Source organism: Bradyrhizobium sp. McL0615 (assembly GCF_049993905.1).
Classification (GTDB): domain Bacteria; phylum Pseudomonadota; class Alphaproteobacteria; order Rhizobiales; family Xanthobacteraceae; genus Bradyrhizobium.
On record NZ_CP188254.1, the window covers coordinates 4862288 to 4876418 of the forward strand.

15 protein-coding genes are annotated in these 14131 nt (G+C 63.4%); 11 read left to right on the forward strand and 4 right to left on the reverse strand.

The features are described from left to right. The first annotated feature begins 11 nt into the window (after nucleotides 1-11). The 4 genes from ACPPVP_RS22985 (at nucleotide 12) to ACPPVP_RS23000 (ending at nucleotide 3156) form a co-directional block, all read left to right on the forward strand. A complete protein-coding gene (locus tag ACPPVP_RS22985; protein ID WP_426524700.1) occupies nucleotides 12-152 on the forward strand; it encodes a hypothetical protein in 141 nt (46 codons plus the stop codon). A 2-nt stretch (nucleotides 153-154) separates the two neighbouring features. Further along, nucleotides 155-1747 carry an ATP-binding protein gene (locus tag ACPPVP_RS22990; protein WP_426524702.1) on the forward strand — a complete coding sequence of 531 codons (1593 nt, stop codon included), beginning with the start codon at nucleotides 155-157 and terminating at the stop codon, nucleotides 1745-1747. A 391-nt stretch (nucleotides 1748-2138) separates the two neighbouring features. Further along, nucleotides 2139-2645 carry an NUDIX domain-containing protein gene (locus ACPPVP_RS22995; RefSeq protein WP_426524704.1) on the forward strand — a complete coding sequence of 169 codons (507 nt, stop codon included), beginning with the start codon at nucleotides 2139-2141 and terminating at the stop codon, nucleotides 2643-2645. A 265-nt stretch (nucleotides 2646-2910) separates the two neighbouring features. Continuing rightward, on the forward strand, nucleotides 2911-3156 hold the full coding sequence (locus tag ACPPVP_RS23000; protein ID WP_426524706.1) for a hypothetical protein: 246 nt from the start codon (nucleotides 2911-2913) through the stop codon (nucleotides 3154-3156). A 287-nt stretch (nucleotides 3157-3443) separates the two neighbouring features. On the opposite strand, the gene ACPPVP_RS23005 is transcribed toward ACPPVP_RS23000, so the two are convergent. Next, nucleotides 3444-4049 (reverse strand): DNA-3-methyladenine glycosylase, encoded by a 606-nt coding sequence (locus ACPPVP_RS23005; RefSeq protein WP_426524708.1) that lies wholly within the window; start codon nucleotides 4047-4049, stop codon nucleotides 3444-3446. A gap of 181 nt (nucleotides 4050-4230) precedes the next feature. On the opposite strand from ACPPVP_RS23005, the gene lipA reads away from it, so the two are divergent. From lipA to ACPPVP_RS23020, 3 genes are read left to right on the forward strand one after another with little or no spacing between them, the layout of a single operon-like run. Continuing rightward, nucleotides 4231-5190: a lipoyl synthase gene (gene lipA, locus ACPPVP_RS23010; protein WP_426524710.1), complete on the forward strand. Its 960-nt coding sequence runs from the start codon at nucleotides 4231-4233 to the stop codon at nucleotides 5188-5190. A gap of 15 nt (nucleotides 5191-5205) precedes the next feature. Beyond that, complete coding sequence (locus ACPPVP_RS23015; RefSeq protein ID WP_426524712.1) at nucleotides 5206-5745, forward strand: DNA topology modulation protein; 540 nt, start codon at nucleotides 5206-5208, stop codon at nucleotides 5743-5745. Continuing rightward, nucleotides 5745-6224: a type II toxin-antitoxin system RatA family toxin gene (locus tag ACPPVP_RS23020; protein ID WP_426524714.1), complete on the forward strand. Its 480-nt coding sequence runs from the start codon at nucleotides 5745-5747 to the stop codon at nucleotides 6222-6224. Before ACPPVP_RS23015 ends, ACPPVP_RS23020 begins: the two co-directional genes overlap by 1 nt. On the opposite strand, the gene ACPPVP_RS23025 is transcribed toward ACPPVP_RS23020, so the two are convergent. Next, nucleotides 6221-6952, reverse strand: coding sequence for a FadR/GntR family transcriptional regulator (locus ACPPVP_RS23025; protein WP_426524716.1), 732 nt, complete (start codon nucleotides 6950-6952; stop codon nucleotides 6221-6223). The genes ACPPVP_RS23020 and ACPPVP_RS23025 overlap by 4 nt on opposite strands. 224 nt (nucleotides 6953-7176) lie before the next feature. Between ACPPVP_RS23025 and ACPPVP_RS23030 the strand changes: the two genes are divergently transcribed. Next, nucleotides 7177-8088 carry an NAD(P)-dependent oxidoreductase gene (locus tag ACPPVP_RS23030; protein WP_426524718.1) on the forward strand — a complete coding sequence of 304 codons (912 nt, stop codon included), beginning with the start codon at nucleotides 7177-7179 and terminating at the stop codon, nucleotides 8086-8088. Between the two features lie 100 nt (nucleotides 8089-8188). Beyond that, on the forward strand, nucleotides 8189-9862 hold the full coding sequence (locus ACPPVP_RS23035) for a thiamine pyrophosphate-binding protein (protein ID WP_426524720.1): 1674 nt from the start codon (nucleotides 8189-8191) through the stop codon (nucleotides 9860-9862). Here the strand turns inward: ACPPVP_RS23035 and ACPPVP_RS23040 are convergent, their stop codons facing one another. Together ACPPVP_RS23040 and ACPPVP_RS23045 are read right to left on the reverse strand one after the other, a co-directional pair. Further along, nucleotides 9863-10465, reverse strand: coding sequence for a CinA family protein (locus ACPPVP_RS23040; RefSeq protein ID WP_426524722.1), 603 nt, complete (start codon nucleotides 10463-10465; stop codon nucleotides 9863-9865). It abuts the gene before it with no gap. 1 nt (nucleotide 10466) lies between these two features. Continuing rightward, complete coding sequence (locus ACPPVP_RS23045) at nucleotides 10467-11663, reverse strand: bifunctional 2-C-methyl-D-erythritol 4-phosphate cytidylyltransferase/2-C-methyl-D-erythritol 2,4-cyclodiphosphate synthase (protein ID WP_426524724.1); 1197 nt, start codon at nucleotides 11661-11663, stop codon at nucleotides 10467-10469. 288 nt (nucleotides 11664-11951) lie between these two features. On the opposite strand from ACPPVP_RS23045, the gene dusB reads away from it, so the two are divergent. Continuing rightward, complete coding sequence (gene dusB / locus ACPPVP_RS23050; protein WP_426538009.1) at nucleotides 11952-12953, forward strand: tRNA dihydrouridine synthase DusB; 1002 nt, start codon at nucleotides 11952-11954, stop codon at nucleotides 12951-12953. Beyond that, nucleotides 12950-14125: a two-component system sensor histidine kinase NtrB gene (locus ACPPVP_RS23055; protein ID WP_426524726.1), complete on the forward strand. Its 1176-nt coding sequence runs from the start codon at nucleotides 12950-12952 to the stop codon at nucleotides 14123-14125. Before dusB ends, ACPPVP_RS23055 begins: the two co-directional genes overlap by 4 nt. Nucleotides 14126-14131: the final 6 nt, after the last annotated feature.

The window sequence follows — 14131 nt, forward strand, 5'->3', positions numbered from 1 at the left end:
ACGGAGCTGCCATGAGCCGGCGTGAATTCATCGACGTTCTTGGGGGCGTCTCCATCGCCTCGTCGCTCGTCTTCCCTGATGCGCGTGGGCAGGAATTGAGGTCTATCGAGCGGGCTTTCCAGCAACGTCTCAACTCCAACAGGATATTCTGAACATGTCGACGCTGACCGCGCGTGGCGCGTGCCTGCTGTGGAAGCCGGAATTGATCTGGCTGAATGCCGTTTCCGACGCCATGGTCGCCGTCGCCTTTTTTACTACCGCATTCGTCCTCGGGTTCTTCGTGTGGCGCCGCCGCCGCGATGTCATGTTCCGCGGCGTATTCTGGACATTCGCCGTCTTCGCCGCGGTCTGCGGGCTGACCCGCTTGCTTTCGATCCTCACCTTGTGGGTGCCGGCCTACGACATCGAGAGCCTTACCAAAGGCTTCCTGGCGCTGATATCGGTTGCGATCACGGCGGCATTGCTGCTGCTGCTGCCGCGGATCCTGGTGCTGCCGACGCGCGTACAACTTCAGCAAGCCAATGCGGCGCTTGAGGAGGAAATCCGGAACCGGCGCAAGGCCGAGGCCATGGTCAAACGTTTTCAGGAGATAGAGGCCAACGAGGCCCAGGTCCGGCAAGCGCAGAAGATGGAAGCTGTCGGCCAGCTCACCGGTGGCGTTGCGCACGACTTCAACAACATTCTGACCGTGATCACCGGAACCATCGAAATCCTCGGCGAGGCGGTCAGGGATCGTCCGCAGCTCGTCCAGATCACCGACATGATCAGCGCCGCCGCAGCGAGGGGCGCCGACCTGACGCGGCATCTGCTGGCCTTTGCCCGCCGACAGCCGCTGCAGCCGCGCAACACGGACGTCAACGCCCTGGTCATCGATGCCGCGCGGTTGCTGCGACCGACCCTCGGCGAGCAGGTCGAAATCGAATCGATGCTGGCGCACGATTCCGCGCCGGCCCTGATTGATCCCAGTCAGCTCTCGACGGCGATCCTCAACCTCGCACTGAATGCGCGCGACGCCATGCCTGATGGCGGCAAGCTGACGCTCGAAACCAGGAATGTCGTGCTCGACGAAAACTACCCCAGCATGACCAGCGAGATTAAGCCGGGCAACTACGTCATGATCGCGGTGAGCGACACAGGGGAGGGAATCCCGGGCAGTCTGCTCGACAAGGTGTTTGAGCCGTTCTTCACCACCAAGGAGGTCGGAAAGGGATCGGGGCTGGGCCTCAGCATGGTCTACGGCTTCGTCAAGCAGTCGAACGGACACATCAAGATCTACAGCGAAGAGAGCCATGGCACCACCGTGAAGCTTTATTTGCCGGCGGCAGCGGGTGTGCCGGACGCGCTGGCCGCCGAGGCTGGCATCTCGGGGGGCGAACATGGCGGCGAATCCATCCTGATTGTCGAGGACGACGCGCTGGTCCGCGAATACGTCGTGACGCAGATCAGCCGTTTCGGGTACCACACCATGGCCGCCGGCAATGCCGCCGAGGCGCTGGCGCTCATCGATGGTCCCGAACGCTTCGATCTGCTGTTCACTGACGTGATCATGCCCGGCGGACTAAACGGCCGTCAGCTCGCAACCGAGGCGCTGAAACGGCGTCCGGAACTCAAGGTGCTTTATACGTCCGGCTATACCGAGAATGCCATCGTCCATCATGGCCGCCTCGACGCCGGCGTGCTCCTGCTGCCGAAGCCCTACCTCAGCTCCGATCTCGCGCGGATGATCCGGATCGCGCTGGCGTCGTGAGTTCTTGCGGAGGGAGGCGCTCCCTTGATCGAACGAGTGGCGTAGGGCGAGCCCCAACACCAGACCGGCATCAGCCGATGAGGTGGGTCGGCTCCGGGTCACTCGCGTCGGTCTGACCGCGTACCGACGACTTCCGCTCTACTCCTATAGACAGACATCGTTACCGTGCGCCGGCATGTCTCAAATGTGCCCCAAATACAGACTCACGCGCTGCAGCAAGCAGGTGCTATTCGATCACCTGGTCGGCTCGCACCAATATGGAGGTGGGCATCGTTCGAATGTCGAGGGCTCGGCTTCAGGTCACCACAAGATGTAGCTGGGACAACAGCCCGAGACCCAGTACCGGCGAAAAGCTGTCCCTCTAACCAGCAAAGGTAGTAGAGGTTGGTCCATGTCAGACCTTGGACAAACTCGACGTTCCACGCTTCTCGACGCTGCCTGGCGGACAGCATACCGCGTCGGTTTCCCGCTTGCCCGCATCTGGTGGCGACTGCGGCACCAGCAGCATGAAGGGGCACTTGTGGCTGTCTACGTCGGTCAGGCGCTGCTGCTGGTGCGCTCGTCGTATAGGATCGAGTGGAACTTCCCCGGCGGCACTGTCCGGCAGGGTGAGACGCCCGAAGTAGCGGCTCGCCGCGAGCTGGCAGAAGAGATCGGCCTCGCCGGAGCATTCCCGCTGGTCGCCGTGGGCGACGCCCAGGGCCTCTGGGAAGGGCGAAAAGATAAAGTGCATTTCTTTGAACTACGACTGGATCGGCTGCCCGAGCTACAGCTCGACAACCGCGAGATCATCTGCGCACGGCTGATATCGCCGAGCGAGTTGCGCGGCATGGCGCTGACCGGGCCGGTCGCCGTCTATCTTGGCAGGACGATTGCGCCGGGCTCCCATTCAGAGTGACCGCGCAACGCTACTCAGCTCCGATCTCGCGCGGATGATCCGGATCGCGCTGGCGTCGTGAGTTCCTGCGCCATCACGGTGGCAGCGCACTTAATTCATCTTCCGACCAGGGCTGTCACCGTATTTCCGCACCGTAATTCCCAGTTGACATCGCGACCGGGCAGGGGCGCGTCACTAAACCCGAATTTAATGGAAACGATGGGGAGCGAAACCCACCTGCTGGTTGTGTAACGGTCTTTGCATAACCGCTCGAAAGGACAAAGCCATGAAAGTCGCAATGTTAGCGTTGGTTGTCGCGTCAATGCTCTCAAGCACATATGCATTCGCAAATACGGCGCATCATGAACCGTTGGTCAGAAGCTATCCCATGCACAGGTATGCTGCTCCAGTCGTCGTCCTGCATCCGAATAACGGCAATCCGAACGGAAATGCGGATGGTCTGACCACGTTGAGTGGCACTGGCGATTCTCAGTTCGGCGGCACGTCGGCTGGCACCAGCGGCTACAACTAGGTGCGGAGTAACAACAAGGACGAAGCCGGTCTTGCTTTGTCCCCGCATACGCGGGCAGCTTGTTGTGGTGTGAACTGCCGCGTCGTCCTAAGGGCCGGCGCGGCTTTCCGTTCATTGATCCCTGACGGCGAGGGCGAAGAGTATTCTGTCGCTTTAGCCTAAAGGTACGCTGTCTTTGTCATTGCGAGGAGTGAAGGCGACGAAGCAATCCATGGCTCCGCTTGCTGAAGCATGGATTGCTTCGCTTCGCTCGCAATGACGGCTTCACGGGCACGGGCGGCCTTTGGTCAAAACGGCTTGCTCCAAAACCTGGATCCCTTCAACCCGTAGCGCCACGGCAGATCGGCTGCTTTGGTAATTCCGATCCGCACGCCGGCGACGATCTCGGGTTTGGCGAGCCGCGCGTGCAGGGCGAATGGCGGCTGATCGAGCGGCAGCTCGCTGTGCTTGATGGTGATGCCGAGCGCCTCGCAGAGCTTGCCGGGCCCGGAACACAGCGCGCGTTCCTCCTGCAGGCCGCGGCGGCGGCGCATCGCCGGCAGACCGTGGGTCGGCTGCAGCGCGCGGATCAGCACGGCGCTGGCCGAGCCTGCCTTTTCGCAGACGAAATTCACGCACCAATGGATGCCGTAGGAGCGGTAGACATAGGCAAAACCCGGCGGGCCGAACATCACGAGGTTGCGCGGCGTCGGCCCGTTGAAGGAATGCGCGGCCGGCTCGGTGTGATGATACGCCTCGACCTCGGTGATGATGCCGCCGACGCCGTCGACCAGCAGCGTCGTTCCGATCAGGCCGGGCGCGACCTCGTGGACGCTGCGGTTAAAAAACGAGCGTTTCAGCGGCTTGCCGAGGCGGGGGGCGGCGGCATAGGCCCTATCAGGATTTTGAGCCATTTTCAGGTGGGAATCACGGCGGAACGGAGTGAAAACTGCCAATATCTTGCACGTTTCTGCTAGCCTCAGCGAGTCTTCCGCAATCCGATTGCGGCGTTCCGCAATCGGATTGCGGTCATCCGGGTTGCGGCCACCAGCGACACGGATTAGCTAAGTGTTTCTCGCAATATCCGGACTTAAAATGGTCGTCCTCGTCGATACCGTCTCCGTAAACCAGGTGCGGCCGCGTCACCCCGAAAAGGTGAACCGGCCGGATGCGCTGTCGCCTCCGAAGCCCGACTGGATCAGGGTGCGCGCGCCGAACACCCGTGGCTATGCGGACACGCGAAAGATCGTCAAGGAGAACGGCCTCGTCACGGTGTGCGAGGAGGCGGGCTGCCCGAACATCGGCGAGTGCTGGGACAAGAAGCACGCCACCTTCATGATCATGGGGGACACCTGCACCCGGGCCTGCGCGTTCTGCAACGTCAAGACCGGCATGCCTGGCGCGCTCGACACCGCCGAGCCGGAACATGTGGCGGAGGCGACCTTCAAGCTCGGGCTCGCTCATGTCGTGGTGACCTCGGTCGATCGCGACGATCTCGCCGACGGCGGCGCCGAGCATTTTGCCCAGACGATCCGCGCCATCCGCGCGCGTTGCCCGACTACCACCATCGAAATCCTGACGCCCGACTTCCTGCGCAAGGAAGGCGCGCTCGAAGTGGTCGCGGCGGCAAAACCCGACGTGTTCAACCACAATCTCGAAACCGTGCCGTCGCGCTATCTCACGGTGCGTCCCGGCGCGCGCTACTTCCATTCGATCCGACTGTTGCAGCGGGTCAAGGAAATTGATCCGACGATCTTCACCAAATCAGGCATCATGGTCGGCCTCGGCGAGGAGCGCCACGAGGTGTTGCAGGTGATGGACGATCTGCGTTCGGCCGAGGTCGATTTCCTGACCATCGGGCAATATCTGCAGCCGACCCGCAAGCATCACGCCGTCATGCGCTACGTGACCCCGGATGAATTCGGAGGGTATGAGAAGGTCGCCTACACCAAAGGATTTCTGATGGTGTCGGCGAGCCCGCTGACGCGCTCGTCACACCACGCGGGCGAGGATTTTGCCAGGCTGCAGGCGGCGCGCCTGGCTCGGGCCCGCTAGCCTCGGATCGAACCAATGCAACGGGTTCTTGTCATGGGATCGTCGGGGTCCGGCAAGTCGACATTCGCTCGACGGCTGTCGGAAATTGCGGGCCTTCCCTTTGTTTCGCTGGATGCGCTGTACTGGAAGCCCGGCTGGGTCGCTTCCGACAATGCCGAGTTCGGACAGCGCGTGGCAGAAGTCGCGCGCCAGCCGCGATGGGTCATGGACGGTAACTTCACCAACCACGGCGCGGGCGAATTGCGCCGCCATTCCAGCGACACCGTGATCTGGTTCGACCTGCCGCGCCGGAGCTGCATGCTCGGCATCATGAGGCGGATCGCCAGCAGCTATGGCCAGGTCCGTCCGGAAATGGCCGAGGGCTGTCCGGAGAGATTCGACCTGGAATTTTTTCGTTATGTCTGGACCTATCGCCGGCAACAGCGGCCGAAGCTGTTGACCTATTTTCAGGAATTGCGCGCCGATCAATCGTTTGTCCGCTTCACCGACCGGACGCAGGCGAACGACTATCTCAACGCTATCGCACTGGAGCAGAACCGGGCGAGTATCCACTGATGCCGCGCTTTTCCAGCAAGCGCCGGGTTCATCACACCGCCTCGCAGATGTTCGATCTGGTCGCCGACGTCGAGCGCTATCCGGAATTCGTGCCGCTGTGCCAGTCGCTGCGGATACGCCAGCGCACGCCGAAGCCTGATGGTACCGAAGTCATCGTCGCCGACATGACCGTGTCGTTCAAGCTGGTGCGGGAATCCTTCACCAGCCGGGTGACGCTGGACCGGCCGAACCTGAAGATCCTGGTCGAATATCTGAAGGGCCCGTTCAGCAATCTCGAAAACCGCTGGACCTTCGAGCCTCGGTCCGAAACCGACTGCGACGTCGGATTCTTCCTGTCCTATGAATTCAGGAGCCGGATGCTGGCGATGCTGATGGGGACGATGTTCGACGCCGCGTTCCAGCGCTTTGCCGCGGCGTTCGAGAAGCGTGCGGACGCGATCTATGGGAAGGGCGGGGCGGTATTAGGCAAAACCAGCTAGACGTCGGCGAAGTCGGCGCGGTCGGCCAGCCTCTGCGCGGCGTTGTCATAGTGCTTGCGGGCTTTTTCGCGCGCCGCGACGGGATCTCCGCGCTTGATGGCCTCGACCAGCCGCGCCTGCTCCTCGATCGCGACCGCGGCAAGCTCCGTCGCCTTGGTATTTTTGACAGCGACCGATCGAAGTTTTTCGGCGATCTGGCTGTCGATCATCACGATGAAATTGAGGGCGTGTTCGTTGTCCGCGACCTTGGCGATGGCGTGGATCAGTTGACGCTCGGCTTCGAAGTGACGCTCGGCGCCGTGATCACTGTCGCCGATCGCGTCCCGCATCTCCTTGAGAATGGCCTCCATGCGGGCGATGTCGCGGTTGGAGCGCGCCTGCGCCGCATCCGCCGCGGCCTCGCTGACGACACCGTTTCGCAAACGTAGCAGCTTCAACAGCTCCTTGCGTTTTTTGAAGCATTCCGGGCTGATCCGAAACGCCGTTCGTTCCTGCGGCTGGGAGATGAAGGCGCCGACGCCGACGCGGCTCTGGACGATGCCGTCGTATTTGAGCTGCGAGATCGCTTCTCGCACGACCGTCCGCGCCACGCCGAACTCGGTCGCCAGCGCTTGCTCGGACGGCAGGCGATCACCGGGCCGAAGTTCGCCGGCGTGCAGGGCACCGGTCAGGCTGGCAACAATCTCCTGTGGCAATGAAGGGGTGCGCTCGAGGGATTTGAACTTCACCTGACTGGTCCTGTCCTGATGGCGGCGCCGCCCTCAACCCGCCGTTGCGATCTACGCCTATTAACAGCCATATCGAAACAAGGCGTGCCGCGCAAATTGGATCAAGGTTGTCAGACAGCCTGCGAGCGTGGTAGCCGGGCGGAAATAGAACGCGGCGCAGCAGAATTGCCAAAGCGAATGCCAGAAAGCCCAAGAGACCGCTAGCCCAGATCGGAAGGCCGGAAATGACGACATTCGAACGCGTTGGCTTTATCGGCCTCGGTGGAATGGGACGAGGGTTGGTGAAGAACCTCGTCGCCAAGGGCGTGGCGGTCACCGCCTACGACCTCAATCCGGCTGCCGTGGCGGCCGCCAAATCGTTTGGCGCGACCGCTGCCAGTAATATTCAGGAAATCCGCGACAATTGCCGCATCATCATGATTTGCGTCAATGAGGCCGAGGACGTTGAAGCGCTGATGGTCGCTCCCGACGGACTGCTTGCCGGCCCGGCGTCGGGGTTCATCATCGTGGACCACACCAGCCCGCAGATGGTCGCGAAGCTCGACCGGATGGTGCGGGAGACCGGCGGGCGCTACGCCGAAGCGCCGATGACGCGAACCCCGAAACACGCCGATATCGGCAAGGTCAACGTGCTGTTCGGCGGCGAACGCGACCTGCTCGACGACCTCAGGCCCTATTTCGAGCTCTATGCCGAAAACATTTTCCACATCGGCCCGCTCGGGCACGCCATCCGCCTAAAACTCATTCACAACTATATCGCCTTCGCCAATGTCGCGGCGTGGTGCGAGGGGTTTGCGCTGGCCGCAAAAGACGGGCTCGATCTCTCGCAGTTGATCAGCATCATTTCCGCCGCCGGCGGCAAGAGCGGCATGCTCGATCTCTACGGCCAGGCCACCCTCGACGGCGACTTCACGCCGCTGATGTCGCTGGCGAACGCCCGCAAGGACGTCCGCTATTACGCGCGCTGGCTGGAGGATGCAGGCTTGCCGGGCTTCATGGCGGAAGCGGTGCACCAGACCTACAGGCAGGCGGCGCTGCTCGGGCATGACGGCGAGTCCTGCACTGCCGTCATCAAGGCCTATGAAGCCGTCACCGGCGTGGAGGCGCGCGTAGGGCCGAAACCGGAGCGAAAATGACCCGCGGAATAGCTGATCGCGCAGGAATCCGGTTGCTGCTACCGACGGCATTCTCTAAGCCGGGTTCAAATCCGTAATCCCCTGGTGGAAGGACGAGGCAATGGACGCAAATCTTCGAACCGGTGGCCATATTCTGATCGAGCAGCTTGCGCTGCACAACGCCGACACCGTGTTCGGGGTGCCCGGCGAGAGCTTCCTCGCCGCGCTCGACGGCATGTACCAGAGCCAGCGCGTGCGGTTCATCAACGCCCGGCATGAGGGCGGCGCCGCCATGATGGCGGATGCCTATGGCAAGCTGACGGGCCGCCCGGGCATCGCGTTCGCCACGCGCGGGCCCGGCGCCACCAATGCGTCGGCCGGCGTTCATGTCGCGTTTCAGGACTCGACGCCCATGATCCTTTTGCTGGGTCAGGTCGGGCGCGACATGATGGAGCGCGAGGCGTTCCAGGAAATCGACTATCGCCAGATGTTCGGGCCGATGACGAAATGGGTCGCCCAGATCGACGATGCGCGGCGAATTCCGGAGTTCATCTCGCGCGCCTTTTTCACCGCTACCTCGGGCCGGCCCGGTCCTGTTGTGCTGGCGCTGCCGGAGGACATGCTCACCGACACCGCCGATGTGCCGGATGCGCCGCCCTACACGCCGCTTCCGATCGCGCCTGACGAGGGCGCGCTGCGGCAGTTCCATGCGCTGCTTTCGGAGGCGAAGAAGCCGTTTTTGATCGTCGGCGGTGGTGGATGGAGCGATCAGGCCCGCCGCGATCTCGAGGCGTTTGCAGCAGCGCATGAAGTGCCCGTCGGCGTTTCATTTCGCTGCCAGGACTATTTTGACAATCTGCATCCCTGCTATGGCGGCCATATCGGCATCGGGCTCGACGCGAAGATCGCCGAGCGGATCCGCACCAGCGATATGGTGATCGCGCTGGGCGCGCGGTTGGGGGAGGCCACTACAGGCGGCTACACGCTGTTCGATATTCCGAAACCAAGACAGCCGCTGGTTCACGTCTATCCCGATCCCGAGGAGATCGGCCGCGTCTATTCGCCGACACTCGGCGTGGTCGCGAGCAGCGCGGCCTTTGCGGCGGCGATCAAGCGGCTGGAGCCGAAGCATCGATCGCGCGCCGACCATGTCAACGCGGCGCATGCCGACTATCTCGGATTCGCCGAGCCAACGCGCTCGCCCGGCGACGTGCAGCTTTCGCAGATCGTCCGCGGTCTGAGCGATCGCTTGCCCCACGACACCATCATCTGCAACGGCGCCGGCAATTATGCTGTCTGGGTGCATCGGTTCTGGCGCTATCGGCAATATCGCACCGAGCTCGCGCCGACCTCGGGTTCGATGGGCTATGGCCTGCCTGCGGCCGTCGCCGCCAAGCTGCAACATCCGGAGCGGACGGTCATTTGCTTTGCCGGCGACGGCTGCTTCCAGATGACCGGGCTCGAGTTCATGACCGCGGTCGAGAACCGGCTGCCGCTGATCGTGATCGTCTGCAACAACGGCATGTACGGCACCATCCGGATGCATCAGGAGCGGGAGTATCCTGGCCGCGTCTCCGGCACCGATCTCGCCAATCCCGACTTCGCAGCACTTGCACGCGCCTGCGGTGGTTTTGGCGCCCATGTCGAGCGCACCGAAGATTTTGCCCGGGCTTTCGATGAGGCCGTTGCCTCGGGGTTGCCTTCGATCATCGAACTCACGATCAGCCCCGAGGCGCTAACCCCGGTAGCTTCGCTGAGCGAAACGCGCGCCAAGGCTTTGGCCGCGCAGGGTTGATTAAGTCCGCGTCGGCCGGCGCCGTTTGACGGCGCTGCGCCGCGGCGTACGCGCCACCCGCGGTCGCAGCCGGCCCATCGTTTCGCGCCGCGGCTTAGCGGGCGGCTGCGGGCCCCGCGCCAGCTCCATCAGCATGCGCAGCGCTTCCACCACGGAGCGCTGGCGCACGGTAGTGCGGCCAATGGCGCCAAAACGGAATTCGCGATGCAGGATCTTGCCGTCGCGCGAGGCAACCGCGAAATGGACCAGGCCGACCGGCTTGCCCGGGGTGGCGCCACCGGGACCGGCAATACCGGTAATGGATACCGCGAGATCGACGCCAGCCTTTTCCAAGGCGCCGATCGCCATCGCGGTCGCGGTTTCCTTGCTGACCGCACCAAAGGTTGCGAGCGTCGTGGCCTTGACGCCGAGCATGGTGCGCTTGGCGTCGTTGGAATAGGTGACGAAACCGCGGTCGATCACGTCTGACGAGCCGGGAATGTCGGTAAGCGCGCCGGCGACCAGACCGCCCGTGCAGGACTCCGCCGTCGCGATCGTCAGCTTGCGCATCCGGCACAGATCGAGCAGCGAGCGGGAGAGGGCGCGCGCATCGCTGCCGCTCATCTTACTCGCTCCAGCCCTTATCAGACCAAGGCAGACGAATGGTGGCGCTCGCGGTCGCGGCGATGCCTTCCTCGCGGCCGGTAAAACCGAGCCGTTCGCTGGTCGTTGCCTTGACGGCGACGCGCGAGATGTTGAGGCCGGTAATCTCGGCAATGCGGGCGCGCATGATATCGCGCAGCGGCCCGATCTTGGGGCGCTCGCAGATCATGGTGACTTCGAGATTGGCGATCCGGCCGCCGCGCGCGGTGACACGATCGACGGCATATTTGAGGAACTTGTCGGATGCCGCGCCCTTCCACTGCGGGTCAGTCGGCGGAAAGTGCGAACCGATGTCGCCGTCCGCCAGGGCGCCTAGAATGGCGTCGACCAGGGCATGCAGGCCGACGTCGCCGTCGGAATGGGCGAGGAAGCCGCGTGTATGCGGCACGCGTACGCCACAGAGCATCAAATGGTCGCCGTCGCCGAAGGCGTGCACGTCGTAGCCGGTGCCGGTCCTGATGTCGCCGAGCTGGGCGGAGAGACGGGCTTCCTCGCGAATGAAGTCTTCTGGCGTCGTCAGTTTCATGTTTGCAGGATCGCCTTCAAATGTCGCTACCGTCAATCCCGCCCATTCCGCGAGCGCCGCATCGTCGGTGAAATCGCTGCGGCCATCGCGCGCGGCTCGGCGATGGGCATCGAGAATCACATCGAAGCGAAACGCTTGCGGCGTCTGCGCGATTCGCAGCCGTGCGCGTTCGGGCGTCGCCTCGACGTCGCCGGTATCGCCGACTTGCTTGATCGTGTCTGTGACCGGGATCGCAGGGACCGCCGCGCCGGTGCGGCCGGCGGCATCGATCGCGCGCGAAATCACCGCGGGCGTTACGAAAGGCCGCGCGGCGTCGTGGATCAGGACGATGTCGGGCTTCTCCGCCGCGAGCGCCTCGAGACCGGCATGCACCGAAGCCTGACGCGTCGCGCCGCCATTGGTGGGCGGCTGGTAGCGTAGTCCCGCGACAGCCTCGTTGAAGATCGCGGCGTCATCGGGATTCACCACCGGCTGCACGGCAAACACGTCCGGATGCCGGCAGAATGCCTCCATGGCGCGGAAGATCACCGTCTGTCCGCCGATCTCGCGATATTGCTTGGGCCCCCCAGCGCCGGCGCGAAGCCCGCGGCCGGCTGCGACGAGGATGGCTGCGGTGCGCTCAGGTCTGGGCATCTGGACTCAAATACGAACGAATCGGGGTTGAGGGGGAGGGGCTCGGGCCGCGCTGGCGCACAGCCCTTACCATGTCGAATACGGAAAATAGAGTGATTCCGATCACCTGTGGGAAAAGCGGTTTTTGTTGCAGTGCACTTGCACAAATGATAGATCTGTCTAAAGTGTAGGCAAGAAGCTTGACTGCCCAAGATTTGTGCTCACAATATGCGCCGACGGTTGCAATGAAGCCGCCGCCCTAACCATGAGAACGACGTGACCGGCCCGGAAAGCTCACGCTCTAAGCCATTGAAAATAGGCGGGATTGCTGTCGCCAACCGGGTTCTCCTGGCGCCGATGTCCGGCGTCACCGACGCCCCCTTTCGACGTCTTGCCGGCACCCTCGGCGCCGGACTGGTCGTTTCAGAGATGACTGCCAGCGACGAACTTGTCCACGGCAGGCCGATGTCGCTTTTGCGCTGCGAGACGGCCGGTGTCGGGGCACATGTCGTTCAGCTCGCAGGTTGCGAGGCGCATTGGATGGCGGAGGGCGCACGGGTTGCGGAAGCGGCCGGCGCCGACATTATCGATATCAACATGGGTTGTCCGGCGCGTCATGTCACCGGCGGTCAATCCGGCTCGGCGCTGATGCGCGATCTCGATCATGCGCTCACACTGATCGAAGCCACGATCGCGGCGGTGAAAGTGCCGGTGACGCTGAAGATGCGGCTCGGCTGGGACGATCGCTCGCTCAACGCGCCCGAACTGGCGCGCCGCGCGGAACATGCCGGCGTGCAGATGATCACCGTGCACGGCCGCACGCGTTGCCAGTTTTACAAGGGCTCGGCCGATTGGGCCGCCGTGCGCGCGGTCAGGGACGCGGTCTCCGTGCCTCTCGTCGTCAACGGTGACATTACTTCATTCGAGAAGGCCGTCCAGGCGCTGGAAGTGTCGGGGGCGGATGCCGTGATGATCGGGCGTGGTGCGCAGGGTCAGCCGTGGCTGCCGGGACAGATCGGCCGCCGGCTCGAAACCGGACAGGCGGAGACGGCGCCGTCGCTCGCCGAACAACTGGCGCATGTGCGCGCGCTCTACGACGAAGTCTGCAGCCATTACGGCCTGCGCATCGGACTGAAGCACGCGCGAAAACATCTCGGCTGGGCGCTGGAGATCGCAGCCCAGTGCAGCCGCGCCCCGGCGGAGACGCTGAAGGGCTGGCGGCAAAAGATTCTGACGTCGGAGGATCCGCACCGGGTACACCGATCGTTGCAGGAAGCGTTCGACGATTTTGCATGGAGTGCTGCCGCATGACGTCAGCCGCAGAACAGCGCCGCACCGTGCCCACCGACGGCGAGGCCATCCTCAACGCGCTGCCCAACCCGGTGTTGCTGGTGGCGCCCGACGGCCGCATCGTCGACGCCAACATCGCCGCCGAGTCCTTCTTCGAGATTTCGACGCAGTTTTTACGGCGGCAGTCGCTGAAGGAACTGGTGCCGTTCGGCAGTCCGCTGCTGGCGCTGATTGACCAGGTGCGATCGAGCGGCTCGCCGGTCAACGAATACAAGGTCGATCTCGGCACGCCCCGGATCGGCGGCGACCGCCAGGTCGACCTGCATGTCGCCCCGCTGACCGAACGGCCCGGCCATATCGTCGTGATGCTGCAGGAGCGCACCATCGCCGACAAGATGGACCGGCAGTTGACGCACCGGAGCGCGGCGCGCTCGGTGATCGCGCTGGCGGCGATGCTGGCGCATGAAATCAAGAACCCGTTGTCGGGCATCCGTGGCGCGGCGCAATTGCTGGAGCAGGCGGCCTCGTCCGAAGACCGTATGCTGACCCGGCTGATCTGCGACGAGGCCGACCGCATCGTGACCCTGGTCGACCGCATGGAAGTGTTCGGCGACGACCGTCCGGTGGCGCGTGGACCGGTCAACATTCACTCCGTGCTCGATCACGTAAAGCGGCTGGCGCAGTCAGGTTTCGCCCGCAACATTCGCTTCGTCGAAGAATACGATCCATCGTTGCCGCCGGTGCTGGCCAATCAGGATCAGCTGATTCAGGTGTTCCTCAATCTCGTGAAGAACGCCGCCGAAGCCGTGGCCGATCTTGGCTCGGACGCAGAAATCCAGCTCACCACCGCGTTCCGTCCCGGCGTCCGCCTGTCGGTGCCAGGCAAGAAATCGCGGGTGTCGCTGCCGTTGGAATTCTGCGTCAAGGACAACGGTTCCGGCGTGCCGGAAGACCTGTTGCCGAACCTGTTCGATCCCTTCGTGACGACGAAGCAAACCGGCAGCGGGCTGGGCCTGGCGCTGGTTGCCAAGATCGTCGGCGATCACGGCGGCATCATCGAATGCGAATCCCAGCCGCGGAAGACCACCTTCCGCGTGCTGATGCCGATGTTCAATCCCACCAAACAGTTCGACCAAAGCAACCGCGACGGCGTTCCGGGTACGCCGCCGCCTGCCTCACAGAACGCAAGATGAGGAACA

What these genes read in the sequence shown, in the direction of transcription:
- ACPPVP_RS22985 (WP_426524700.1), top strand. Translation starts at nt 12, where the DNA reads ATGAGCCGGCGTGAATTCATCGACGTTCTTGGGGGCGTCTCCATCGCC.
- ACPPVP_RS23020 (WP_426524714.1), top strand. Translation starts at nt 5,745, where the DNA reads ATGCCGCGCTTTTCCAGCAAGCGCCGGGTTCATCACACCGCCTCGCAG.
- ACPPVP_RS23015 (WP_426524712.1), top strand. Translation starts at nt 5,206, where the DNA reads ATGCAACGGGTTCTTGTCATGGGATCGTCGGGGTCCGGCAAGTCGACA.
- ACPPVP_RS22995 (WP_426524704.1), top strand. Translation starts at nt 2,139, where the DNA reads ATGTCAGACCTTGGACAAACTCGACGTTCCACGCTTCTCGACGCTGCC.
- ACPPVP_RS23045 (WP_426524724.1), bottom strand. Translation starts at nt 11,663, where the DNA reads ATGCCCAGACCTGAGCGCACCGCAGCCATCCTCGTCGCAGCCGGCCGC.
- ACPPVP_RS23055 (WP_426524726.1), top strand. Translation starts at nt 12,950, where the DNA reads ATGACGTCAGCCGCAGAACAGCGCCGCACCGTGCCCACCGACGGCGAG.
- ACPPVP_RS22990 (WP_426524702.1), top strand. Translation starts at nt 155, where the DNA reads ATGTCGACGCTGACCGCGCGTGGCGCGTGCCTGCTGTGGAAGCCGGAA.
- ACPPVP_RS23040 (WP_426524722.1), bottom strand. Translation starts at nt 10,465, where the DNA reads ATGAGCGGCAGCGATGCGCGCGCCCTCTCCCGCTCGCTGCTCGATCTG.
- ACPPVP_RS23035 (WP_426524720.1), top strand. Translation starts at nt 8,189, where the DNA reads ATGGACGCAAATCTTCGAACCGGTGGCCATATTCTGATCGAGCAGCTT.
- lipA (WP_426524710.1), top strand. Translation starts at nt 4,231, where the DNA reads ATGGTCGTCCTCGTCGATACCGTCTCCGTAAACCAGGTGCGGCCGCGT.
- ACPPVP_RS23030 (WP_426524718.1), top strand. Translation starts at nt 7,177, where the DNA reads ATGACGACATTCGAACGCGTTGGCTTTATCGGCCTCGGTGGAATGGGA.
- ACPPVP_RS23005 (WP_426524708.1), bottom strand. Translation starts at nt 4,049, where the DNA reads ATGGCTCAAAATCCTGATAGGGCCTATGCCGCCGCCCCCCGCCTCGGC.
- ACPPVP_RS23000 (WP_426524706.1), top strand. Translation starts at nt 2,911, where the DNA reads ATGAAAGTCGCAATGTTAGCGTTGGTTGTCGCGTCAATGCTCTCAAGC.